Raw genomic sequence first — 22,057 nt, forward strand, 5'->3', positions numbered from 1 at the left:
GTGCCGCGACCTGTCAGGCAGTAGGGCGGGCGACGACGTTGATGTTGAACGTGTGAGAACCCAGACCGCCCGCGATGCCCATGAACAGCAGGGCGAAATGCTCCTGTCCGCGTGCTGTGGTGATGCCGCCGATGTCGAGCTGGGACGACGGGGGCCAGCCGAGATCGGTGAGCAGCCGGCCCGTGGTCCGTTTGGCTTCGGCGTCGTCACCGGAGAGGAAGACGGTGCTCGGGCCGTCCAGATCGCCCGGGGCGACCATCACCGTGGAGTCCATGGTGCACAGCGTCTTCACGACGTGGGTCAGGGGGAAGGCTTCCTGGATCTGTTCCCCCAGGCTGCTGTTGGGGTGCGAGAGCTCGGTGAAGTCGTCGGAGAGGCCGACCCCGACATCGATCAGCAGGGTGCCGGCCAGCGCGGCTGCCCCGATGGAGTGCAGGAGTTCCACGGAGACGGTCCCCGGGGTGGCGTTGACGAGGACCTCCGCGTGAGCGGCTGTGTCCTTCAGGCTCGCCACGGGGAGACCGAGGTCCGCCCGTTCCTCGGGTCGGCGTGAGCCGAGGAGTACGTCGTGCCCTGCGGCGCTCCAGCCGTGGGCCAGTGCTCGTGCGACGTTGCCGGTGCCAAGTAGTCCTAAGCGCATGAGTGGGACGCTAGTTGTTGTCATGGAGCGGCGGATCGGACCTCGGGCCGAGTGGACCGGGCACCAAAGACCTAGTCCGGTGGTCGCCGACCCTTGTGGGGCCACACTGTCAGCCCCGGAAGATCCGCTCGGCCGAGCCGCGTTGCGCTGATGTTCCCGGCGGGAGCTGCTCGGCCACCACGTGCCCCCGCCGGCCGTCGTCACCGGGCGACGTAGCCGCCGTCGACGGGGAGCGCGACGCCGATGACGAAGCCGGCCCCGGGGCTGCACAGCCACAGGACGGCCTGGGCGATCTCGTCGGCGGTGCCGAGCCGGTTGACGGGCTGGTTGGCTTCGGCCTCGGCGCGGTCGAGTTCTCCCTTGGCGATCATGTCGCTGACCATGGGGGTGTCGATGGTGCCGGGGCAGACGGCGTTGACGCGGATGCCGCGCGGGGCGTATTCGAGGGCGGCGCTGGTGGTCAGGCCGATGACGCCGTGCTTGGAGGCGTGGTAGGAGGCGCGGCCGGGCAGGCCCACCAGACCGCCCAGGGAGGAGCAGTTGACGATGGCGCCGCTGCCCTGGGCGCGCATGTGCCGCAGTTCGTGCTTCATGCAGGCCCATATGCCGCGGAGGTTGATGGCGTTGACGCGGTCGAAGCGTTCGGCGGGTTCGTCGGCCGCGTCGCTGGGCGGGATCTGGATGCCGGCGTTGTTGTAGGCCATGTCGAGGCGGCCGAAGGTTTCCACGGTGCGGTCGACCGCGGCGGCGACCTGGTCCTCGTCGGTGACATCGCACGGGAGAGCCAGGACTCGGTGACCGGCGTCGGTGAGTTCCTTCGCGGCCGCGTTCAACGCTGCTTCGTCGACGTCGGTGAGGGCGACGGCGGCCCCCGACTCGGCGAAGGCGCGGGCGGTCGCAAGGCCCATACCGGAGCCGGCGCCGGTGACGAGGGCGACCTGGCCGCTGAAGTCGTAGGTGGGGTTCATGCGGTGTTTCTCCCTATGAGACGGCTTCGATCGTGACGTGATCGGCGGTGGTGAAGCGCTCGGCGGCGCCGTCGGCGAGGTGCCCGAGGATGACCAGGCCGGGGTCGCGGGAGCCGCCGTCCCGGTAGTAGACGGCCAGGTTGCCCCAGGGCGCGTAGTACGCCAGGTCGCCCGCCTTGCCTTCGGCCGCGTCCGGCGCCCCGGAGGTGTCCAGCCTGCGGGGCAGGTCGGCGACCCGTTCCTTCCCGTGGAAGTCGCTGAGGTCCAGGGTGAGGGGGAGCAGGGCGGCGAAGTCGCGGGCGGCGGCGCTGTCGTTCAAGGTGGCGTCGACGGCTTGGCCGTGGACGGTGAGCCGGATGGTCATGGCGGTGTTCCTGTCGGACGGTGCGGTGGGCTCCTGGGCCATCGCCGTCTGCCGGGTCCCGGCGGCGGGGGAGGACGGCGAGGACGTGGAAGAGGGGGCGGCCGCAGGCGGGTCGTCAGTGCACGCGGTCACCGTCAGCAGCACCACGGCGATCGGTACCGCGCGGGCGCGGAGACGGAGGGCGGACGCGATCATGACGTCTGCTCGGGGTCACTCGGGCAGCGGCTCGGCGAAGTGCCGGAAGCCGTCGCGCTCGACGTGGATGTCGTACAGGCGCCGGGCCAGCACCGTGGGGCTGCTGTGCTCGGCTTCCTGGCGGATGGCGCCCGGGATGATCAGCTGGGCGGCGTGGATGTTCTCCGGGGCGAGCGCGTCGTGCAGCATGCGGGCGTAGGCGCTCTCGGCGGCGAAGGCGATCGAGGTGCCGGCCCGGTCGGGGTGGGGGCGTACGGCGGTGCCGCCGTTGACGAACAGCAGGGTGCCGCGGCCGAGGTCGCGCATCCCGGGCAGGACGGCGTTCACGCAGGTGACAGGACCCTTGACGGAGAAGGACAGCGGCGCGTCGAGATCGTCGGCGCCGGTGTCGAGGACCGGCTGCATGAAGTCGGCGCGGGGCACGGGGCTGTACTGGAGGATCTCGACGGGCCCGAGGGCGTCGGCCGCCGTGCCCAGGGCCGTGGTGAGGGACGCGGGATCCAGGACGTCGGCCGTGAACCCGCGCGCCCGGATGCCGTCACCGGCGAGCTCGGCGGTCAGTTCCTCCAGGTGCCGGGCGTTGCGGGAGACGAGGGCGACGCTGTGGCCGGCGGTTCCGAAGCGGCGGGCGGTGGCGAGCCCGAGGCCCGGACCGGCGCCGACGAGGGCAAAGGTGGTCATGAGTGGTCCTTCGTGGGGCGTCCGGGGCCGGGCGGCGGAGGCCCGGCCCCGCGGTGGGGTGTCTGGGTCGGGGCGGCAGGGGCCCGGCGAGGGGCTGTACGGGGCAGGGCGGCCGAGGCCCGCCCCTGCGACGGGCTGTACGGGTCAGGGCGGCCGAGGCCCGCCCCTGCGACGGGCTGTACGGGTCAGGGCTTGAGCAGGGCCTTGATCGCCCGGCGCTCGTCCATCGCCCGGTAGCCCTCGGCGACCTTCTCCAGGGGCAGGGTGAGGTCGAAGACCTTGCCCGGGTTGATCCGGCCCGACAGTACGCGGTCGATCAGGTCGGGCAGGTAGCGGCGCACCGGGGCGGGGCCGCCGCGCAGGCCGACGTGGGAGAAGAACAGCTCCTCGCCGTCGAGGGCAACCTCGTGGGGGACACCGACGAAGCCGACGTTGCCGCCGGGCCGGGCGGAGTGCAGGGCCTGCCGCATCGCCTCGGCTGTGCCGACGCACTCCAGTACCGAATCCGCGCCGATGCCCTTCGTCAGTTCCTTGACGCGGGCGATGCCTTCTTCGCCGCGCTCACTGATGACCTCCGTGGCGCCGAACTCCACGGCCAGCTCCTGCCGGGACGCGTGACGGCTCATGGCGATGATCCGCTCGGCGCCGAGCTCCTTGGCGGCGATGACACCGCACAGGCCGACCGCGCCGTCACCGACGACGACGGCCGTGGAGCCCGGCCTGACCTCGGCGGCGAGGGCGGCGTACCAGCCGGTGCCCATCACGTCGGAGACGGCGAGCAGGCCGGGCACGAACTCGCCGTCCGGGTGCTCGTCGGTGGCGACGAGGGTGCCGTGGGCGTTGGGGATGCGGACGTACTCGGCCTGGCAGGTGCTCATGAACTCCCGGCGCAGACAACTCGACTGCCAGCCGGCCCGGCAGTTCGCGCAGGTGTTGTCCGAGGTGGCGAAGGAACCGACCACGAACTGGCCCGGCGCGACCGAGGTGACCTCGCTGCCGACCTCCTGGACGACGCCGACGTACTCGTGTCCCATCGGGTGCGGGTCGCCTATGGGCTCCAGGCCGCGGTAGGGCCACAGATCGGAGCCGCACACACAGGTGGCGACCGTGCGGATGACCGCGTCCGTCGGGTGGAGGATCCTCGGGTGGTCGAGTTCCTCGAGACGCACGTCGCCGGGGGCGTGGATGACTGCTCCGCGCATGGGTGGGCCTTCCTTCACTGCGAGGATCTGCGTACCGCGGCCGAGTCGGGGGGACACGGCTGCTCCCGGTCGAGGCTCGCACTCGGGTCCAAGCGCGAAAAGCGGAGAAATCCCTCCTGGGAAGGAAACATCCTGGGAGTAAATTCTCCCCCCTTCCCGAGGCGCGATCGATGTCATTCTGGGAAGCATGACCGGCAACGTTCCCCTCAATGAGCTGGGAGAATTCCTCAAGAAGCGCCGATCGGAGCTGAGCCCGCGCACAGTCGGACTGCCCGACAGCGGCAGGCCCCGCCGTGTGGCCGGCCTGCGCCGCGAGGAAGTCGCCCACCTCGCCAGCATCAGCACCGACTACTACACCCGACTCGAGCAGGGCCGCATGCAGGCGTCGGCGCCGGTCCTGGACGTCCTCGCCCGGGTCCTCCACCTGGACGACGACGAGCGGGGCTACCTCTTCCAGCTCGCGGGCAAGACCACCACGCGCACCCGGCGCCGCGGCCGGCAGAAGGTACAGCCGCAGCTCCAGCGGGTCCTGGACGACCTGACCGCCACCCCGGCCATTGTCCAGGGCCGGCGCGGGGACATCCTGGCCTGGAACGCGCTGGCCGCCGCCCTGGTCACGGACTTCTCCCGCGTCCCGGAGAAGCACCGCAACTACCCGCGGATCATCTTCACGGACCCGGCCATGCGCACCCTGTACGCCGACTGGCAGTCCTCCGCCCGGATTGCCGTGGCCCAGCTGCGGATGGAGGCCGCGAAGTATCCGGAGGATCCGCGCCTGATCGAGCTGGTCGGTGAACTGTCCACCCGCGACCAGCAGTTCGCCCGGTGGTGGGGCGACCACCACGTCGCCGCCCGCACCGTGGGCACCAAGACCCTCGCCCACCCGGTCGTCGGCGAACTCGTCCTGGACTGGGACACCCTCACGGCCAACACCGATCCCGACCAGCACCTGACCGTCTGGACGGCCGCGCCGGGATCCTCCACCCACGAGCGGCTGCGCATCCTGGCCTCCTGGGCCGCCGACCAGCACCTGTCCCCGTCACCGCCGCCCGGCTGAGAGCTCTGTTCCGGTCGCCGGTCAGCCGCCGGTGACCCGGGCGTTCACCCGCCGCATCCAGTCCCCGTCGGTGTGCCACATGGGGTGGTGCGGGGCCGCGTTGGATGTCAGGAGGACACCGTGGAAGCCCGCCGCGAGGCAGCGGTCGACGACGAACTCCGCGATGTCCTTGCCGACGGCGTCCTCCTCGAAGCGCGTCAGGAGCGGGGTGTAACCCACCACGCCTTCGCCGAGGACGGCGGGGATGCCGCGGCGACGGGCGAAGTCGGCGACGGAGTCGACCCATTGGGCCAGCGTCTCGCGCATGGCGTCCCGGTGGGCCGCGTAGTTCTCGTAGAGCCACAGGTCCCAGCGGTCGGGGTCCACCCAGTCGTGCGCGTAGAAGAGTTCGCGCGGGATTCCGGTGGCCGCCAGCCGCCAGGGTTCGTCCGGCTGGTAGTCGGCGAAGGCGGGGGCGTCGCGGCGCAGCATGCCGGCCAGTTCGGGAGTGGGCCAGGTCGCCGTCCGGGGCGCCGGTTCGGTGCCGTGGCCGAGTCCCGTCGCCTGGTACAGCGCGCCGAGCACGCCGTAGACGTAGAAGTGGAAGTGCGCGATCTGCGCCTGCTCCGGCAGGTCGTCGAGCTCGTCCGGCCAGGGCTCGCCGAGCGAGTAGGTGACGGGAATGCCGGGGTGGCGTGCGCGCAGCAGCTTCACGGCACGGTCGAGGGGGCCGCGCAGCCTGGCGTAGTGGGTGGCGTCGTCGTCCGGTACCAGGGAGCAGTTGTCGACCTCGTTGTGCACCTCGACGTAGGCGACGCGGTCGGCCAGCCCGCGCTCCGTGAGGAAGTCCAGCAGCCCGGCGAGGGCTTCGGCCACGACCTCGGCCCGGTCGGGTCCGGGGACCGCGGCCAGGGCGCGGTGCCAGGCGTCGGTGTCGGCGAAGCTGGGGGACTGCTGATACTCCCATGAGGAGACGATCACCCGGCAGTCATGTCGGGCGGCCGCCTCGAACAGCTCGACGAGCCGTCGGAGGCCGTCCAGCGGATAACCGCCGCGCACGTTGTACCAGCGGGTGCGCTGCCCGAACTCGCCGCCCAGTCCCTGGACTTGCAGCGACTCAGGGGCTTCGACACGTCCGGAGAACAGCAGGAAGGGCATGGCGCAGACGCGCACGGTGTTGAAGCCCCGCTCCACCGCCTCGGCGAAGGCGCGGTCGAGGTCGGCGAAGGGCTCGCCGGGGCCCGCCTGGGTGTACCAGCTGAAGTCCCACAGGGTGATGGCGAGTCGGCCCGTGGTCCCGCTCACGGCGGCCTGTTGCAGTGAGGTCATGAGGCCACGCTAGCTCAATTCATTATTTATGAATAATCCTTGACAGGGTTCGGGCGGCTCCCCAGGCTTCTGCCATGACCGAATCCCTCCCCTTGTCCCGGCGCACCGTCGTCACGGCACTCGGCGCGGCCGCCTTCGTAGCGCTGCCGGCCTGGCCGGAAACGGCGAGAGCGGCGGACGGCCCGGCCTCAGCCGCGGACGGCCCGGTGCTCGACACCCACCCGGCCGCCGAACCCTCCGGCACCCATGTGCGCGAGGTCGGTGGCACCCATGTCGTCTTCCAGTACGGCGCCGTCCTCCCCGCCTTCGACGGCTGGCGCACCCGGGAGCCCACCCGCGAGTACCTGTCCCTGGACAAGCGGTGGCGCTTCCGTTTCGACCCCGGCGACAAGGGGCTCGGCGAGGGCTGGCAGTCCCCGCGCTTCGACGACACGGCGTGGGGCCGCATCGACGTCCCGTCGGCCTGGGACCTGCTGGACACGCCCGGATTCGCCTCGGAGACCGCTACCTTCGGCGCGGGCACGGCGTTCGCCGACGGCTACGCCTGGTACCGCACCACCGTCGACGTTCCCGGATCCTGGCGAGCCCGCCATGTGCGCATCGCCTTCCTGGCCGCCGGCTACAGCGCCGAGGTCTGGCTCGACGGCACGTACCTCGGCAAGCACGAGGGCGCCAACTCGCCCTTCGCGCTCCCGGTCGCGGGGGCGCTGGGGCCGGGCACGCGACAGACGCTCGCGGTGCGGGTCTTCCGCCGGGCGAGCTACTCCGACTACACGGCGGCGCCACCGCAGCAGGTCACCGACGACCACGAGATCCCGTACAAGCCGGTCGACTACTGGCCCTACGCGGGTCTGACCCGGTCGGCCTACATCGAGGCGGTTCCGCGGGTCACCATCGCCAAGCTGCTCATGGCCGGGGCGAACGGCCGCCTCGACGCACGGGCGGTCGTCGAGAACCACGGCGCCTCCGACTTCGACGGATGGCTCACGCTCGACCCCGGCCGGGGCAGCGGCGGCCGGCCGACCGTGGTCGCGGCCCGGATCGCCGCCCGCTCGGCAAGCGTCGTACGCGTCTCGGTCAGCGTGCCCCACGCACCACGATGGAGTCCGGCCTCGCCGCACACCCTCACCGCCCGCGCCACCCTGACCGCCGACAAGTCCTCAGGTCCCCGGGTGGACACGCTGTCCACCCGCTACGGCGTACGCGAACTGACCGTCCGCGACGCGCAGGTGCGGCTGAACGGCAAGCCGCTCTTCCTCAAGGGCCTCAACTGGCACGAGGAGACGGCCGCGCACGGCAGGGCGATGACGCCCGCCGAGTACGACCGGGAACTGGGCCACATCACGGCAGTGGGCGCCAACTTCATCCGCAACTGCGTCTACAACCGTCACCCCTACGTCTACGACTGGGCGGACGAGCACGGTGTGCTGGTGATGGACGACATCGACACCATGTGGCTCAACACCGCCCAGGAGAAGCTGCAGACCGAGCGCTACGGCCTCGCCCGTGCCCTGGCCCTGACCATGGCGTGGAACCAGCACAACCACCCCTCGGTGATCCTCTGGTGCCTGCAGAACGAGTCGGAGATCGACCCCGAGGGGGCGCCGGTCTACCGCGCCTGGCTCGCCGACATGAAGGCGGCGGTGAAGGCGGTCGACCTCACCGCGCGGCCCGTGACCTGGGCCTCCAACACGAGCAACGACCCCGCCTTCGACATCGCCGACGTGATCGGGTTCAACGAGTACTTCGGCTACTTCTACGGCAAGGACGCCGACCTCGGCCCGACGCTGGACGCGGTGCACGCGAAGTACCCCGGCAAGCCGATCCTGATCACGGAGAACGGCACCTGGTCGGTCGCCGGCACCCACGGCCCGGACACCACGCAGGGCACCGAGGAATGGCAGGCGGCGAGCTTCACCGCCCACTGGAACCAGGTGGCCGCGCGCAGCGAGTTCGTCGCCGGCTTCACCTACTGGGTCCTCAAGGACTACAAGCAGCGGGCCGGGTACAACCAGGACTACAACGGCATCTCCGTCATGGGCCTGCTCACCTTCGCCGAGCAGCGGCCCAAGCTCGTCCACGAGGCGTTCCGGAAGGCGGCCAACCCCAGGTCGTAGGCGTCCGGCAAAAGGTGTGGCCCGTGTCCGGCGTCCTGCGCCGGGCACGGGCCACGGTGTGTGTCAGCCCTTGACGCTGCCCTGGGTGAGGCCCGACCGCCAGTAACGCTGCAGGACGAGCATCGCCGCGGCCAGCGGGAGGATCGAGAGGAACGCTCCGCCCACCGTGAGCTGGTAGAGCTCGGGAGTCCGGTCGGCCGCCGTCTGCCAGGTCGTCAGGCCGAGTGTGATGGGGTACTTGCGGTCGTCGGAGAGCATCACCAGCGGCAGGAAGAAGTTGTTCCAGATGCCGACGAACTGGAAGAGGAAGACGGTCACCAGCGCGGGCGTCATGGTGCGCAGCACCAGGGTGCCGAAGATCCGCCACTCGCCGGCGCCGTCGACCCGTGCCGCCTCCAGCATCTCGGCGGGTACCGCCGCCTCGGCATAGATGCGGCACAGGTACACCCCGAAGGGACTGACCATGCTGGGAATCAGCACGGCCCAGTAGGTGTTGGCCAGGCCCACCTTGCTGAACAGCAGGTACATCGGCAGGGCGAGCGCGGTGCTGGGGAGCAGCACACCGGCGAGTACGACCTTGAAGACCGCCTCGCGCCCGCGGAAGCGGTACACGGCGAGGGCGTAACCGGCGGCACAGGCGAGGAGGGTGGCCAGCGCGCCACCGACTCCGGCGTACAGGAGGCTGTTCCACGTCCAGCTCCAGAAGATGCCGTCACCGTAGGAGAAGACGTTCGCCATGTTGCGTAGCCACTGCGGGTCGGAGAACCACAGCCCGAAGGTGCCGAAGAGCCCGGCGCTGGTCTTGCTGGAGGCCACCACCAGCCAGTAGACGGGCAGCAGGAAGTAGAGCGCCGCGACGGTCAGCAGCGCGACCAGCAGGATCCGCGAGGGCTTCGGCCCATGGCGCGGGCTGCCGGCACGGCGTTCCGCGGCTGCCCGCGGGGCATGGGCGGGGGCGGCCGCCGGCTTCTCGGTGCGGGGAGTGGACACGCTCACCGTGCATCCCTTCTTTCCTTGCGGTTCACCACGCTGAGGAAGCCGAAGGACAGCACGCTCGCCACCAGCGCGAGGATCACCGACTCGGCCGCGGCGAGGTAGATGTTGTTGTTGGCGAACGCCTCGTTGTACGCGCTCAGATTCGGTGTGTACGAGTTGGTGACCGCCGGAGTCAGCGGCTTGATGACCAGCGGTTCGGCGAACAGCTGGAGCGTTCCGATGATGGAGAACACGCCGGTGAGCACCAGGGCCGGCCGGGCGAGCGGCAGTTTGATCCGCATCGCCGTCTGCCAGGCACTGGCCCCGTCGATGCGGGCGGCCTCGTAGAGCTCCTGCGGAATCGCCTTGAGCTGGGCGACGATCACCAGCATGTTGTAGCCGGCGAACTGCCAGATCACGATGTTGGCGATGGACCACAGCGCGGTGTCGTAGCCGAGGAAGTCGGGCGCGAGACCGACCCTGCCGAGCAGGTCGACGATGGGGCTCACGCCCGGTACGTACAGGAAGCCCCACAGGATCGAGGCGATGACCCCGGGGACGCCGTACGGCAGGAAGTAGGCGGCACGCAGGATGCCGGCCCAGCGGTGCGAGAGCGTGTCGAGTGCCAGAGCCAGCGCGGTGGACAGCAGCAGCATCACCGGGATCTGCACGAGGCCGAAGAGCAGCACCCGCGCGAAGCTCTCCAGAAAGGCCGACTGCTGCAGGGCGAGGGCGTAGTTGTCCAGTCCGGCGAAGCCGAGGGTGGCCCGGCCCAGGCCCAGCGGCCCGGAGCGCACCGGTGTGAGCAGGCTCTGGTAGACGGCGTAGCCCAGTGGCAGGACGAACGTGAACAGGAAGAGGGCGGCGAAAGGGAGGACGAACCCCCAGGCCGCCCGGTCGGGGCGGGCTGAGCGCCTGCTGCCCGGTGCGGACGTCGTCGTCCGGCTGGTCGTGGTGCTCATCGCGCGCTCCTCGCCTTCAGGCCCTTGGCCAGCAGGTTGTCCACGGTGCGCTTCTGGGCGTCGGCCAGTGTCCCGGCGAGGCTGCCGTTCTCGGCGATGGCGGCGCCGAAGGCGTCCTGGAGCTGGGCGAAGTCGGCGTCCGTGGTGGGGGACCACTTCCAGGAGGTGTCGATGGAACGGTCCGAGACGGTGAACACGTCGTTGTAGCGCTGTCCGCCGAAGAACGGGTCGGGCTTGTCGAGTGCCGATCCGCGGAAGACGCCGGTGGCGGCCGGCCAGCCGTAGCCGACGGAGACGTTCAGGTCGACGGCCTTGCGGTCGGTGTTGATCCAGTGCGCGAACTGCAGCGCCTCACGCGGATGCCGGGTGCCCTGGAGGATCGCGGTGGACGATCCGCCCCAGTTCGCGGAGGCGGGCTTCTGTCCCGCCTCCCACTGCGGGAGCTGGGCCACCCGCCATTTCCCCGCGGTGCCCGGTGCGTTGCCGCGCAGCAGGGCGTCGCCCCACTGCGGTCCGATCCAGGCGGAGATCTGTCCGGTCTGGACGTGCTTGTACCAGGCACTGGACATGTCCGGCTCGACGAAGACGAGGTCGTCGCGGACCATCCTCTCCCAGTAGTCCGCGACCTCGCGGGAGAGTGCGTTGTCCATGTCGACGACCCAGGTGTCGCCCTCGGTGCTGATCCACCGTGCGCCCCGCTGCCAGCACATCGCGGCGAACCAGGGGGGCTGGTTGGGTGCGAACGCGCACAGCCTGGCACCGTTGCCGCGGGCTTTGACCACGCGGGCGGCCTGTTCGAACTCGGCCCAGGTCGTGGGCGTCTCGATGCCCCACTTCGCGAAGAGGTCGCGGCGGTAGAAGAGTCCCATCGGGCCGGAGGCCTGAGGGATCGTGTAGACCTTGCCGTCGAAGACGCCCTGCTTCCACTGCCAGGGCACATAGCTGTCGCGCAGTGCGTCGGCACCGTACTCGCTCAGGTTCGTCAGACCGTTGACCAGCATGAAGCCGGGAAGCTCGTGGTACTCGACCTGCGCCAGGTCCGGGGGGTTCCCGGCCGTCAGCGAGGAGTGCATCTTCTGGTAACCGCCCTGCACGTTCGCGGGGATGGTCTGCATCTCGACCTGGATGTCGGGGTGCGTGCGGTTCCACAGGTCGACGGTCTTCTGCATGGGCACCCAGGTCCAGAAGACGAGCCTGACCTTCTGGCCGCGGCGCGTGGGTGCCTGTGTGGTGGTGCGGGCGGCTCCGACGGTCTGGCCGCACGCGGTGAGGGCCGGGAGTGCGGCCAGTGACCCGGCCGCCCCGGCACCCCACCGGAGCACAGACCTCCGCGAGGGTGGTGAGCTGTTCATGTACGTCCCTTTTCTGGAGCTCGGTTCGTCTAGGGCTCGACCAGTACGGCCACTCCGGCTGCGGGCAGCGTGAGCCGGTCCGCGGGAGCCGCCCCCTGCGTCAAGGCATCGGTCATCGGCTCGGGCAACTGGATCTCGGCTTCCTCCTGACCGTGGTTCAGCAGGAAGACGAACCGCCCGCCGTCGCCCTCGCGCACGGTCGCCTGGACGTGCTCGGGAAGCCCGGGCAGCACGGGTCGGACGGACGCCGCACGGCACACGTCCTCCGTCAGTGCTCGCATGGCCTCCGGTGCGAGACGCGTCGCGACGTACCACGCGTCTCCCTCGCCGAAGGAGTGCCGGGTGACGGCCGGCCGCCCGGCCAGCGGCCCGGAACCGAAGTCCGCCACCGCCTGGGCACCTTCGGGTACGACGACCTCCGACCACAGGTCGGCGGGGCCGGCCGTGCCGTCCGCGTGCCGGACGTCCACCGTCTCGTTCTCCGCGAGCGGCCAGAACTCCTCGACGCGCAGGCCCAGTACCTCGCGCAGGGGTGCCGGGTATCCGCCCGGGTGCACCCGGTCGCAGTCGTCGACGATGCCGGAGAAGAACGACACCAGCAGATGTCCGCCGCCGCGCACGAACTCGGTGAGGCGCTCGGCGTCCTGCTCCTTCAGCAGGTACAGGCTGGGCACGACGACGAGGCGGTAGCCGGACAGGTCGCGGTCGGGGGGTACGACGTCGCAGGCGATGCCGGCTTCGAAGAGCGGCCGGTAGTGGGCGAGCGCGATCTCCATCTGGTTCAGGGCGGTCGACGGGTGGGAGTCCAGCTCCAGCGCCCACCAGCTGTTCCAGTCCAATACCAGGGCGACGTCGGCGGTGGACCGGGTGCCGGCGATCCGCGGCACAGCGGCCAACTCACGGCCCAGCTCGCTCACTTCGCGGAAGGTGCGGGTACCGGTGCCGCCGTGCGGGAGCATCGCCGAGTGGTACTTCTCGGCGCCGCCCCGGGACTGCCGCCACTGGAAGTACAGCACCGCGTCCGCGCCCTGGGCGACCGCCTGCCAGCTCCACAGCCGCATCCGCCCGGGCGGCTTGGGCCCGTTGCGGTCACGCCAGTTGACCGCGCTCGGGGCCTGCTCCATCAGCATCCACGGCTGTCCGGCGCGGGCGGAGCGGGTGACGTCGAAGATGAACCCCGCCGAGACGTGTGTGTTCTCGTCGTGCGGGTCCTGGTAGACGTCGACCGACACGACGTCCTCCTCGGCGGCCCAGCGGAAGGCGTCGACGGGCTTGTGCACGCCGATGAAGTTCGTCGTGACCGGCACGTCCGGGGTGATCCGCCGCAGGACCTCCTTCTCCGCCAGGTAGCACTGGAGCAGCGCGTCGTCGGAGAACCGGGCGAAGTCGAGCTGCTGGGCGGGGTTCGGGAAGGTCGGCGCGAGCCGCGGGGGCAGCACCTCGTCGAAACTGTCGTAGCGCTGGGCCCAGAAGGCCGTCGACCAGGCGTCGTTGAGCGCCTCGACGTCGCCGTAGCGCTCGGTCAGCCAGCGCCGGAAGTCGGCGGCCGACTCGTCGCACCAGCACATCGGGGTGTGGCAGCCGTACTCGTTGCCGATGTGCCACATCTCCAGCGCGGGGTGGTCGGCGTACCGGGTGGCCAGCCGTTCGACCAGGCGCACGGCGTGCTCGCGGTAGACGGGGCTGGAGGGGCAGTAGTGCTGGCGTCCGCCGGGCCACATGCGCCGGCCGTCGGCCGTCTCGGGGAGGATCTCGGGGTGCAGCCGGGACAGCCACGGGGGCGGGGACGCCGTCATGGTGGCCAGGCACACGGCCACACCCGCCCCGGCGAGGTTGTCCATGACTCGGTCGAACCAGCCGAAGTCGTACTCGCCGGGCCTCGGTTCCACCTTCGCCCAGGAGAAGATGCCGGCCGTCACCAGGGAGACGCCCGCCTCCTTCATCAGCGTCACGTCCTCGGCCCACACCTCCTCGGGCCACTGCTCGGGGTTGTAGTCGCCGCCGAAGGCGATCCCGGCCGGGCGCAGGCGCCGCCGGGCGTCGATCGCTACTGAGTCTGCCTGTCGCATGGCGGTCAGTCTCGGAGCGACATCGCCGCCCCGTCAAGATATATTCATTATTAATTGAAAGAGCTATGATGGGTGCGGCAGTCTGAGTGCAGGCAGCGGAGGGGAGAGACGCGGGATGACGGAATGCCGCAGGATGGCGGGGCGCGTAGCGGTGATCACCGGCGCCGCGCACGGGATCGGCGCGGCCACGGCCCGCAGACTCGCGGACGAGGGCGCGACGGTCGTGGTCACGGACGTGGACGACGCGGCCGGCAAGACGGTCGCGGCGGACATCGAGGCCGGGGGAGGACGCGCGGAGTACGTGCGCTGCGACGTGACCTCGGCCGCCGACTGGGAGAACCTGGCCCGCCATCTCCAGGAACGGCACGGCCGGCTGGACGTGCTGCACAGCAACGCCTTCGCCCAGCTCAACAAGCCCGCCCACGAAATGGGCGAGGCCGAGTGGGACGGCCAGATGGCCGTGCTGCTCAAGCCGGCCTGGCGGGCGATGAAGACCTTCGCGGCCATGCTGCGCGAGGCGCGGGGCTCCGTGGTCCTCACCTCCTCGGTGCACGCGGTCATCGGCCTGCCCGGCCACGCCGCCTACGCCGCGGCGAAGGGTGCGCTGTGCTCGCTGGGGCGGCAGCTGGCCGTCGAGTACGGGCCGGACATCCGGGTCAACACGGTGCTGCCCGGACCCGTCCTCACCGCCGCGTGGGACGGGATCCCGGAGGCCGACCGGGCGCGCAGCGTGGCGGCCACCGCGGCCAAGCGGTTCGGGCAGCCGGAGGAGGTCGCCGCCGCCGTCGCCTTCCTGGCATCGGCGGACGCCTCCTTCGTGACCGGAGCGAGCCTCGTGGTCGATGGAGGATGGAGCGTCATGAAGGAGTCCTCGTGAGCGGCGCGCGGCGTGCGCGGCGACAGCGACGAGGACCGGAGCGGAAACGGAGAACGTGGTGACCCATCCCGGTAAGGGGCTGCACGGCCAGGCCGTGGAGGAGCTGGGCCGGCGCATCATCCGCGGCGACTACCCCCCGGGGTCCGTGGTGGACCCGGTCAAGTTCGAGACGGAACTCGGCGTCAGCAAGACCGTCGTCCGCGAGGCGATGCGCGTGCTGGCGTCCAAGGGCCTGCTCGAGTCGAAGCAGAAGCGCGGTACGACCATCCGGCCCCGGGCCGACTGGAACCTGCTCGACAGCGACCTGCTGCGCTGGCAGGGCAGCAGTGCTCCGACCGACGCCTTCCTGGAGGACCTCGCCGAGGTCCGCGCGATAGTCGAGCCCGCCGGAGCCCGGCTCGCCGCGGCCCGCCGCACCCCGGCCGACCTGGAGGCGATGCGGCAGGCGCTCGACGCCATGGCGGCGGCGGGCGCGGACGCGGAAGCCATGGTCGAGGCGGACCTGGCCTTCCACCGCGCCCTGCTGGACGCCGCCCACAACGAACTGCTCAGCCGCATGGAGGTCGTCATCGAGGCCGGTCTGCGCGTCCGCGACCGGATCGTGCACGGCGCCCAGCACCACTCCGACTCCATCCCCGTGCACCAGGAACTGCTGGACGCGGTCGAAGCGGGCGACCCGGACGCCGCCGTGGCCGCCGTCGAATCCCTGCTGGCCCAGGCCTCCGACGACCTGGCGGCCGTCCGGGCGCGGGACGGCCAGGACGAAGCACACGACCCGCAGCCGAAGGAAGCTCCTTGAAGATAACCGGACTTGAGACGTTCCTGGTGGCTCCGCGCTGGCTGTTCCTGCGCGTCGCCACCGACGAGGGGATCACCGGCTGGGGCGAACCCGTGGTCGAGGGCCGCGCCGAGACCGTGCGCGCCGCGGTCCACGAACTGGCCGACCACCTCGTCGGCCGGGACCCGCTGCGCATCGAGGACCACTGGCAGGTGCTCACCAAGGGCGGCTTCTACCGCGGCGGCCCCATCCTCTCCAGTGCCGTCGCCGGTATCGACCAGGCCCTGTGGGACATCGCAGGCAAGACCTACGGCGTCCCGGTGCACCGCCTCCTCGGCGGCCCGGTACGCGACCGCGTCCGGATGTACGCCTGGATCGGCGGCGACCGCCCGAGCGACGTGGCGGAGCTGGCCCGGGAGCAGATGAAGGCGGGCTTCACGGCCGTGAAGATGAACGCCTCGGCCGAACTCGCCCCGATCGACACCCCGGCCCGCACCGCCGAGGTCGTCGAACGCGTCGCGGCCGTCCGCGACGTGCTCGGCGACGAGCGGGACATCGCGGTCGACTTCCACGGCCGCGTCTCCACCGCCATGGCACGCCGCCTGCTGCCCCTGCTGGAACCACTGCACCCGCTGTTCGTCGAAGAACCCGTCCTGCCGGAACACTCGGGCAATCTGCGCAGCCTGGTGGAGTCCACCAGCATCCCGCTCGCCACCGGCGAACGCCTCTACTCCCGCTGGGACTTCCGCGATGTCATGACCAGCGGCATCGCCGTCGCGCAGCCCGACCTGTCGCACGCGGGCGGCATCTCCGAGGTCCGCCGCATCGCGGCCATGGCCGAGACGTACGACGTCACCATGGCACCCCACTGCCCGCTCGGCCCGATCGCCCTGGCCGCCAGCCTCCAGATCGCCTTCTCCGTGCCGAACTTCCTCATCCAGGAACAGAGCATGGGCATCCACTACAACCAGCAGTGCGACCTGCTGGAGTACGTGATGGACCCCGAACCCTTCCGCTTCGACGGCGGCTACGCCGTCCGCGGGTCCCGTCCCGGCCTCGGCGTCGACATCGACGAGAAGGCCGTACGCCGCGCCGCCGAGGCCGGACACCGCTGGCGCAACCCCGTCTGGCGAGGAGCCGACGGGGCGTTCACCGAATGGTGAGCACCCGCCCGGCCCCCGCGCACCCCACCCAAGGAGAGCCCCCTTCCATGAACCTGGTGGAATCGCTGCGAGCCCACCGCCTGCTGGCGATCGTGCGCGGCAAGGACCCCGCCGCGGCACTGCGCACCGTACGCACCCTCGCGGAGGAGGGCATCGCGGCCGTCGAGGTCTCGCTGACCACCGCCGACGCCCTGACCGTGATCCGGCAGGCCCGCACCGAACTGGGCCCCGACGCACTCCTCGGCGCCGGAACCGTCCGCTCCGCCGCGGAGGCCGAACGAGCCGTGGACGCCGGTGCCTCGTACCTCGTCACCCCGGCGCTGGTCGAGGGACTGGAACCCTTCGGCACACCCGTGCTGATGGGCGCCCTGACGCCCACGGAGATCGAACTCGCCCTCGCCCGGGGCGCCGCCGCGATCAAACTCTTCCCCGGTTCCCTCGGCGGCCCCGGCTATCTGCGGGCCCTGCGCGACCCGTTCCCCGAGGTGCCGTTCGTGCCCGTCGGGGGAGTGGACGCGGCAGCCGCCCGCGAGTATCTGGGCCGGGGCGCCCTCGCCGTCGGCGTAGGCTCACCGCTCGTCGGGGACGCGGCCGACGGCGGCGACCTCGAGCAACTCCGCGTCCGCGCGGCAGTGTTCCGCAGGGTGGCAGCGGGGGAGACCCGATGACGGCACCGGACGGCCAGGTCCCGCCCGACGTGGTGACCTTCGGCGAGACGATGGCGGCGCTCCGGGCCCAGGGCGCCCTGCGGTTGGGCGGCAGTCTCGGCCTGTCCGTGGCGGGAGCCGAGTCCAACGTCGCCATCGGCCTGGCCCGGCTCGGACACCGGGTGCGCTGGGCCGGCCGCGTCGGGGCGGACGAACTCGGCGCGCTGGTACTGCGCACGCTCCGCGCCGAGGACATCGACACCGGCCACGCGGTCACCGACGACACCGGCCGCCCCACGGGCCTGCTCCTCACCGAACCCCGCCTGGGCACGCTGACCCGCGTCAGCTACTACCGAGCGGGATCCGCCGGTTCGGCCGTCTCACCGGCCGACGTACTGCCCGCGCTGGCCCCGGGAACCCGCGTCCTGCACCTCACCGGCATCACCCCGGCGCTCGGTCCGTCGGCGGCCGAGGCCGCCCTGGCCGCCGCCGCGACGGCTCACGAGTCCGGCATCACGGTGTGCCTCGACGTCAACTACCGCTCCCGGCTGTGGTCCGCCGACCAGGCCCGCACGGCCCTGCGGCCGCTGCTGGCCCACGTCGACCTGCTCATAGCCTCCGAGGACGAACTGCCGCTGGTGCTGGAACGGCCCGCGGCGGACGAGTCGCAGGCCGCGGACCGCATCGTGTCCGCCGGCGTGCGTGAGGTGGTGGTCAAGAGGGGCGCGCGCGGCGCGACGAGCTTCACCGCCGACGGGGCGAGCGACTGCGCAGCCCGAAGTGTCGACGCGGTCGATCTGGTCGGCGCGGGAGACGCGTTCGTCGCCGGATACCTGTCCGGACTCCTCGACGGCGCGCACATCCCCACCCGTCTGCACCGCGCGGTCACCACCGCCGCCTTCGCCGTCGCCACCCGGGGCGACTGGGAGGGCCTTCCGACCCGTGACGAACTCGGCCTGTTCGACCAGCCGGACGGCACGACCCTCCGCTGAGCCAGGAGACTGAACATGACATCAACGGCAGTGCGGGCGACGGTCGTCGTGGACGGAGCGTATGAACTCGCCGAGGGCGGCCGCTGGGCCGACGGGAGGTACGTGTACGTCGACATCCTCAGCGGCCGGCTCTTCGAACTGCGTGATACCACCGGGCCGGTTCAACTGGCCCGGCTGGACGTGCCGTTGGGGGCTGTCGCGCCGGTGGGCGACCGGCCGGACACCTGGATCGCCGCCGCGGGCACGGGCATCGCGCTGCTCTCGCCCGACGGCACACCGGAATGGCTCGACCGCCCCGAGGACCGCACCCCGCTCCCCAGCCGGATGAACGACGGCGTCGCGGACCCCGCCGGCCGCTTCTGGGCCGGCAGCATGGCCTACGACGGCACCCACGGCGCCGGCTCGCTCTACCGGACGGACCCCGACGGCACGGTCGTACGCGTCCTCGACGGCCTGACCATCGCCAACGGCCCGGCCTTCACCGCCGACGGCACGACCATGTACCTCGCCGACACGGCCGTCGGCACGATCCTCCGCTGCCGGGTCGATCCCGTCTCCGGCGACCTCATCGGCGGCCCGGAGATCTTCGGCCGCCTGCGCGAGGACGAAGGAAGCCCCGACGGAATGACCGTCGACGAGGAAGGCTGCCTGTGGGTCGCGATGTGGGGCGCGGGCGCGGTCCGCCGCTACCACCCCGACGGCCGCCTGCTCCACACCCTGGCCGTGCCCGCCCCGCACCCCACGTCGGTCTGCCTGCACCCCGGGGAGAACCGCCTCCTGGTCACCACGGCCCGGTACGGCGTGAAGAACCCGGCCGCGTCCTCCGGCGCGGTGCTCGGCGTCCCCGTATCGGTCAGGGGAACGGCGGCCTGCTCTTGGAGGGGCAGGTGCTGAACACAGCGTCCGCCCCTACGCGGAGCCTGCCCCGGCATCCGTGAACTGGTTGGTGTCGAAGAGCCGGTTGATGTGGCCGCCGAGTTCGGACCAGTGCTGTCCGGAGAGCTCCGCCGCGGCGCGGGCGTCGCCGCCGGCGCAGACGTCGACGAGCCGGCCGTGGTGCTCGATGGTGTTCCGGCCGCCGAGGAGGGTGGAGAACTTCCGGTACAGGATGCGGTGGATCTGGGGGTGGAGCTGCTCGACGATCCGGCTCAGGACGGGATTGTCCGCTGCCGCGATGGGGACGGCGTGGAAGCGGTCGTCGGCGGCGAGGGCCGCGTCGGTGTCGTTGGCGGCGACGGCCCGTTCGAAGTCCCGGTTGGCCTGCCGCATGGCCTGAAGGTCCTGCTCGGTCATGACCGGCACGGCCGTCTCCACGGCGAGCTGGTCGAGGGAGCGCAGCACGGCGAGGGTCTTCTCGACGTCGCGGCGGTTGAGGGTGGTGATGCGCGTGTAGACGCCGGGCTTCGCCTCGACCAGGCCGCTGTCGGCGAGCCGGGCGAGCGCCTCGCGCACCGGGGTGCGGCTGAGCCCGAGGCGCTCGGCGAGTTCACTGTCCTTGACCTTCTCCCCGGGGGCGAGTTCTCCGCGCACGATGGAGTCGCGCAGGCGGTGGAAGACCTCGTCGCTGAGGAGCCGGCGGGAGACGGGGCTGTCGAGTGACATACTGCGTACAGTACATCGATCTAGGCCGCCTCTCCGGCTGTGCTCCCGCGTCCGGCCCGGCGCACGAGGGCCTGGGCCAGCACGAGCGCCGGGTCGACGAGGGGGACGTCCACGGCGTCGGCGGGCAGGCCCAGAGGAATCTCGGTGCAGCCCGCGATCACCGCCTGGGCGCCCTGTCCGGTCAGTCGCCGCGCGGCGCGTTCCAGGAGCGCGGTCGCGCCGTCCCGGTCACCGGCCTTCACCGCACGGATGCCCGCCATCACCTCCCGGTCCTGGCTGTCGGCGTCGGGCAGCGCGAGGCGGATACCGAAGCGGCCCAGCCAGTCCTGGTACAGGCCCGCGCGAAGGGTGCCGGTGGTGGCGAGCAGTCCGGCGGTGTGGATGCGGGGACTCACGGTGGCGAGGTGCTGGGCCACCTCGCCGATCATGTGGACGATGGGCAGGCCGACGTGGTCGGAGATGCGCGGGACGAAGGCGTGCGCGGTGTTGCAGGGAATGGCGATGACCGTGGCGCCGGCCTCGCGCAGGACGCGGCTGCCGTCGAGGAGCCAGGGCGTGGGATCGGGGCCTTCGCCCAGCAGGGCGTCGGTGCGGTCGGGGATGGTGGGGTCCGACCAGATGACCGTACGGAGGTGGTCCTGGTCGCTGCTGCCCGGAGTCATCGACACCAGCTTGGCGTAGAAGTCGGCGGTGGCCGCCGGGCCCATGCCGCCCAGGATGCCGATGATCTCCGGGCTGGAGGTGGTCACTGCGCGGGTTCCTTCTGGAGGGCCGGGGCGTCGGCCTCGGCCGGGATGCCGGGGGTTTCACGCCCGCCGTGTTTCGCCTCACGCCGCTTCTCGGAGCTGTCGACCACGGCGGCGGCGAGCGAGTTGCCGATGACGTTCACGCCGGTGCGGGCCATGTCGACGATGAAGTCGACGCCCAGGAGCAGGGCGATGCCCTCGGCGGGAAGTCCGACGGAGTTGCCGGCGGCGATGAGGACGACGATGGAGGCGGAGGCGACACCGGCCATGCCCTTGGAGAGGATCACCAGTACGCCGACCATGAGGAGCAGGGCGGGCAGGGACGTGTCGGCGCCGTAGGCGTTGGCGAGGAAGACCAGCGCGGCGGCCTGGTAGAGGACGGAGCCGTCGGTGTTGAAGGAGTAGCCGAGCGGAACGACGAACGAGGTCGTCGACCGGCTGAGACCGAACGCCTCCAGCCTGCCCATCAGCGGGGCCAGCACCGATTCTGAGCTGCGGGTGACGAAGGCGATCCCGGCCAGCCCGGCGATCGACTTCATCAACGAGACGTAACGGATGCGGTAGATGGCGGCGATGAGCGGGAAGAGCACGCCGACGACGATGGCCAGGCCCGCGTAGACCACGGCGATGAACCCCAGCAGGCTGCGGAGGTTGCCGAAGCCGTAGTGGGCGACGTCGTAGGAGATGAAGCCGAGCACGCCCAGCGGGGCGACGCGGATGACATAGCCGACGACCTTGAACATCACCGAGGCGACGGACTCCAGGACGGAGGCGAAGGGCTCGGACTTCTCCCCGATCGCGGCCATGGCGACGCCCACGAGCAGTGCGAAGGTGATGGCGCCGAGCAGGTTGCCCTCGCCGAACGCGGCGAAGATGTTCTTCGGCACGGCGTGCAGGATCAGCTCGTGGAAGTCGATGCCCTGGCTCATGCCGTCCAGGTCCTTGGCGTCGGCCTCCTGGACGGGGGCGCCCTTGCCGATTCCCGTGAACTTGGCCAGTCCCACCGCGATCAGCAGGATGACGGTGGTGACGAGCTCGAAGTAGAGGATGGCCTTGCCGGCGATCCGGCCGACCTTCTTGACCGACTCCATGCGGGCGATGCCCAGCACGATGAGCGGGAAGACCAGCGGCAGGACCACGACCTGCACCAGGTTCAGGAACACCTCTCCGAGGATCTTCATCTGCTCGCCGGCCGACGGGGCGAGGGATCCGATCAGGGCTCCGAGCCCGACGGCGATGATCGACTGGATCCCGATCGGCATCTTCAGGCACCGCCGCAGCAGCCCCGCGGGCCGGGTTTTGGGGCCGTCTGTGCTGGTGGGAGTGGGTTGCGATGTGCTCATGGAAGCCTCCTACCGCTCC

The 22,057-nt window shown here is 71.2% G+C and carries 21 protein-coding genes; 8 read left to right on the forward strand and 13 right to left on the reverse strand.

Annotated features, from left to right (window positions below):
* Positions 1 to 13: 13 nt before the first annotated feature.
* From ABFX81_RS37170 to ABFX81_RS37190, 5 genes are all read right to left on the reverse strand, one after another.
* Positions 14 to 664, reverse strand: a complete 651-nt coding sequence (locus tag ABFX81_RS37170) for an NADPH-dependent F420 reductase (RefSeq protein WP_428837253.1) — start codon at positions 662 to 664, stop codon at positions 14 to 16.
* 176 nt (positions 665 to 840) lie between these two features.
* Positions 841 to 1,608 carry a glucose 1-dehydrogenase gene (locus tag ABFX81_RS37175; RefSeq protein WP_086855166.1) on the reverse strand — a complete coding sequence of 256 codons (768 nt, stop codon included), beginning with the start codon at positions 1,606 to 1,608 and terminating at the stop codon, positions 841 to 843.
* 13 nt (positions 1,609 to 1,621) lie between these two features.
* Positions 1,622 to 2,167: a cyclophilin-like fold protein gene (locus ABFX81_RS37180; protein WP_346139300.1), complete on the reverse strand. Its 546-nt coding sequence runs from the start codon at positions 2,165 to 2,167 to the stop codon at positions 1,622 to 1,624.
* Positions 2,168 to 2,182: 15 nt separating this feature from the next.
* On the reverse strand, positions 2,183 to 2,848 hold the full coding sequence (locus ABFX81_RS37185; RefSeq protein WP_086855167.1) for an SDR family NAD(P)-dependent oxidoreductase: 666 nt from the start codon (positions 2,846 to 2,848) through the stop codon (positions 2,183 to 2,185).
* Positions 2,849 to 3,033: 185 nt separating this feature from the next.
* The gene (locus tag ABFX81_RS37190) at positions 3,034 to 4,050 is read right to left on the reverse strand and encodes a zinc-binding dehydrogenase (RefSeq protein WP_086855168.1); all 1,017 of its coding nucleotides are present in this window, start codon (positions 4,048 to 4,050) and stop codon (positions 3,034 to 3,036) included.
* 187 nt (positions 4,051 to 4,237) lie between these two features.
* Between ABFX81_RS37190 and ABFX81_RS37195 the strand changes: the two genes are divergently transcribed.
* Entirely contained in the window at positions 4,238 to 5,107 is an 870-nt protein-coding gene (locus ABFX81_RS37195; RefSeq protein ID WP_346139301.1) for a helix-turn-helix domain-containing protein, read from the forward strand.
* Between the two features lie 21 nt (positions 5,108 to 5,128).
* On the opposite strand, the gene ABFX81_RS37200 is transcribed toward ABFX81_RS37195, so the two are convergent.
* Entirely contained in the window at positions 5,129 to 6,415 is a 1,287-nt protein-coding gene (locus tag ABFX81_RS37200) for a cellulase-like family protein (RefSeq protein ID WP_086855170.1), read from the reverse strand.
* 74 nt (positions 6,416 to 6,489) lie between these two features.
* Here ABFX81_RS37200 and ABFX81_RS37205 point away from each other — a divergent pair, with 74 nt between their 5' ends.
* A complete protein-coding gene (locus ABFX81_RS37205; protein ID WP_086855171.1) occupies positions 6,490 to 8,532 on the forward strand; it encodes a glycoside hydrolase family 2 TIM barrel-domain containing protein in 2,043 nt (680 codons plus the stop codon).
* A gap of 63 nt (positions 8,533 to 8,595) precedes the next feature.
* On the opposite strand, the gene ABFX81_RS37210 is transcribed toward ABFX81_RS37205, so the two are convergent.
* From ABFX81_RS37210 to ABFX81_RS37225, 4 genes are read right to left on the reverse strand one after another with little or no spacing between them, the layout of a single operon-like run.
* Positions 8,596 to 9,528: a carbohydrate ABC transporter permease gene (locus ABFX81_RS37210; RefSeq protein ID WP_428837254.1), complete on the reverse strand. Its 933-nt coding sequence runs from the start codon at positions 9,526 to 9,528 to the stop codon at positions 8,596 to 8,598.
* On the reverse strand, positions 9,525 to 10,469 hold the full coding sequence (locus ABFX81_RS37215; RefSeq protein WP_086855173.1) for an ABC transporter permease subunit: 945 nt from the start codon (positions 10,467 to 10,469) through the stop codon (positions 9,525 to 9,527). Before ABFX81_RS37215 ends, ABFX81_RS37210 begins: the two co-directional genes overlap by 4 nt.
* The gene (locus ABFX81_RS37220; RefSeq protein ID WP_086855174.1) at positions 10,466 to 11,821 is read right to left on the reverse strand and encodes an extracellular solute-binding protein; all 1,356 of its coding nucleotides are present in this window, start codon (positions 11,819 to 11,821) and stop codon (positions 10,466 to 10,468) included. Before ABFX81_RS37220 ends, ABFX81_RS37215 begins: the two co-directional genes overlap by 4 nt.
* A gap of 29 nt (positions 11,822 to 11,850) precedes the next feature.
* A complete protein-coding gene (locus ABFX81_RS37225) occupies positions 11,851 to 13,890 on the reverse strand; it encodes a beta-galactosidase (RefSeq protein ID WP_086855175.1) in 2,040 nt (679 codons plus the stop codon).
* Between the two features lie 133 nt (positions 13,891 to 14,023).
* On the opposite strand from ABFX81_RS37225, the gene ABFX81_RS37230 reads away from it, so the two are divergent.
* Genes ABFX81_RS37230 through ABFX81_RS37255 form a run of 6 tightly spaced genes read left to right on the forward strand, consistent with a single transcriptional unit; the run spans position 14,024 to position 19,241 of the window.
* Positions 14,024 to 14,767 carry an SDR family oxidoreductase gene (locus tag ABFX81_RS37230; RefSeq protein WP_086855176.1) on the forward strand — a complete coding sequence of 248 codons (744 nt, stop codon included), beginning with the start codon at positions 14,024 to 14,026 and terminating at the stop codon, positions 14,765 to 14,767.
* A 55-nt stretch (positions 14,768 to 14,822) separates the two neighbouring features.
* Entirely contained in the window at positions 14,823 to 15,566 is a 744-nt protein-coding gene (locus tag ABFX81_RS37235; protein ID WP_086855177.1) for an FCD domain-containing protein, read from the forward strand.
* On the forward strand, positions 15,563 to 16,708 hold the full coding sequence (gene dgoD / locus ABFX81_RS37240) for a galactonate dehydratase (protein ID WP_346139302.1): 1,146 nt from the start codon (positions 15,563 to 15,565) through the stop codon (positions 16,706 to 16,708). The genes ABFX81_RS37235 and dgoD overlap by 4 nt, the downstream gene beginning before the upstream one ends.
* A 47-nt stretch (positions 16,709 to 16,755) precedes the next feature.
* Positions 16,756 to 17,376 (forward strand): bifunctional 4-hydroxy-2-oxoglutarate aldolase/2-dehydro-3-deoxy-phosphogluconate aldolase, encoded by a 621-nt coding sequence (locus ABFX81_RS37245; RefSeq protein ID WP_346139303.1) that lies wholly within the window; start codon positions 16,756 to 16,758, stop codon positions 17,374 to 17,376.
* Positions 17,373 to 18,347: a sugar kinase gene (locus tag ABFX81_RS37250; RefSeq protein ID WP_346139304.1), complete on the forward strand. Its 975-nt coding sequence runs from the start codon at positions 17,373 to 17,375 to the stop codon at positions 18,345 to 18,347. Before ABFX81_RS37245 ends, ABFX81_RS37250 begins: the two co-directional genes overlap by 4 nt.
* A gap of 15 nt (positions 18,348 to 18,362) precedes the next feature.
* The gene (locus ABFX81_RS37255; protein ID WP_086847425.1) at positions 18,363 to 19,241 is read left to right on the forward strand and encodes an SMP-30/gluconolactonase/LRE family protein; all 879 of its coding nucleotides are present in this window, start codon (positions 18,363 to 18,365) and stop codon (positions 19,239 to 19,241) included.
* 15 nt (positions 19,242 to 19,256) lie between these two features.
* Here the strand turns inward: ABFX81_RS37255 and ABFX81_RS37260 are convergent, their stop codons facing one another.
* The 3 genes from ABFX81_RS37260 to ABFX81_RS37270 are packed head-to-tail and all read right to left on the reverse strand — an operon-like array spanning position 19,257 to position 22,038.
* Positions 19,257 to 19,949 carry a GntR family transcriptional regulator gene (locus ABFX81_RS37260; RefSeq protein WP_086847423.1) on the reverse strand — a complete coding sequence of 231 codons (693 nt, stop codon included), beginning with the start codon at positions 19,947 to 19,949 and terminating at the stop codon, positions 19,257 to 19,259.
* Positions 19,950 to 19,969: 20 nt separating this feature from the next.
* Complete coding sequence (gene cuyB / locus ABFX81_RS37265; RefSeq protein WP_346139305.1) at positions 19,970 to 20,698, reverse strand: cysteate racemase; 729 nt, start codon at positions 20,696 to 20,698, stop codon at positions 19,970 to 19,972.
* Positions 20,695 to 22,038 (reverse strand): dicarboxylate/amino acid:cation symporter, encoded by a 1,344-nt coding sequence (locus ABFX81_RS37270; protein WP_346139306.1) that lies wholly within the window; start codon positions 22,036 to 22,038, stop codon positions 20,695 to 20,697. Before ABFX81_RS37270 ends, cuyB begins: the two co-directional genes overlap by 4 nt.
* Positions 22,039 to 22,057: the final 19 nt, after the last annotated feature.

The sequence above is a fragment of the Streptomyces coeruleofuscus genome, from assembly GCF_039532725.1.
Lineage (GTDB): Bacteria > Actinomycetota > Actinomycetes > Streptomycetales > Streptomycetaceae > Streptomyces > Streptomyces coeruleofuscus.

Bases quoted from the DNA above. Each gene is read 5' to 3' on its own strand.
- ABFX81_RS37170 (WP_428837253.1), bottom strand. From the start codon at position 664: ATGACAACAACTAGCGTCCCACTCATGCGCTTAGGACTACTTGGCACC.
- ABFX81_RS37175 (WP_086855166.1), bottom strand. From the start codon at position 1,608: ATGAACCCCACCTACGACTTCAGCGGCCAGGTCGCCCTCGTCACCGGC.
- ABFX81_RS37180 (WP_346139300.1), bottom strand. From the start codon at position 2,167: ATGATCGCGTCCGCCCTCCGTCTCCGCGCCCGCGCGGTACCGATCGCC.
- ABFX81_RS37185 (WP_086855167.1), bottom strand. From the start codon at position 2,848: ATGACCACCTTTGCCCTCGTCGGCGCCGGTCCGGGCCTCGGGCTCGCC.
- ABFX81_RS37190 (WP_086855168.1), bottom strand. From the start codon at position 4,050: ATGCGCGGAGCAGTCATCCACGCCCCCGGCGACGTGCGTCTCGAGGAA.
- ABFX81_RS37195 (WP_346139301.1), top strand. From the start codon at position 4,238: ATGACCGGCAACGTTCCCCTCAATGAGCTGGGAGAATTCCTCAAGAAG.
- ABFX81_RS37200 (WP_086855170.1), bottom strand. From the start codon at position 6,415: ATGACCTCACTGCAACAGGCCGCCGTGAGCGGGACCACGGGCCGACTC.
- ABFX81_RS37205 (WP_086855171.1), top strand. From the start codon at position 6,490: ATGACCGAATCCCTCCCCTTGTCCCGGCGCACCGTCGTCACGGCACTC.
- ABFX81_RS37215 (WP_086855173.1), bottom strand. From the start codon at position 10,469: ATGAGCACCACGACCAGCCGGACGACGACGTCCGCACCGGGCAGCAGG.
- ABFX81_RS37220 (WP_086855174.1), bottom strand. From the start codon at position 11,821: ATGAACAGCTCACCACCCTCGCGGAGGTCTGTGCTCCGGTGGGGTGCC.
- ABFX81_RS37225 (WP_086855175.1), bottom strand. From the start codon at position 13,890: ATGCGACAGGCAGACTCAGTAGCGATCGACGCCCGGCGGCGCCTGCGC.
- ABFX81_RS37230 (WP_086855176.1), top strand. From the start codon at position 14,024: ATGGCGGGGCGCGTAGCGGTGATCACCGGCGCCGCGCACGGGATCGGC.
- ABFX81_RS37245 (WP_346139303.1), top strand. From the start codon at position 16,756: ATGAACCTGGTGGAATCGCTGCGAGCCCACCGCCTGCTGGCGATCGTG.
- ABFX81_RS37250 (WP_346139304.1), top strand. From the start codon at position 17,373: ATGACGGCACCGGACGGCCAGGTCCCGCCCGACGTGGTGACCTTCGGC.
- ABFX81_RS37255 (WP_086847425.1), top strand. From the start codon at position 18,363: ATGACATCAACGGCAGTGCGGGCGACGGTCGTCGTGGACGGAGCGTAT.
- ABFX81_RS37260 (WP_086847423.1), bottom strand. From the start codon at position 19,949: ATGTCACTCGACAGCCCCGTCTCCCGCCGGCTCCTCAGCGACGAGGTC.
- ABFX81_RS37270 (WP_346139306.1), bottom strand. From the start codon at position 22,038: ATGAGCACATCGCAACCCACTCCCACCAGCACAGACGGCCCCAAAACC.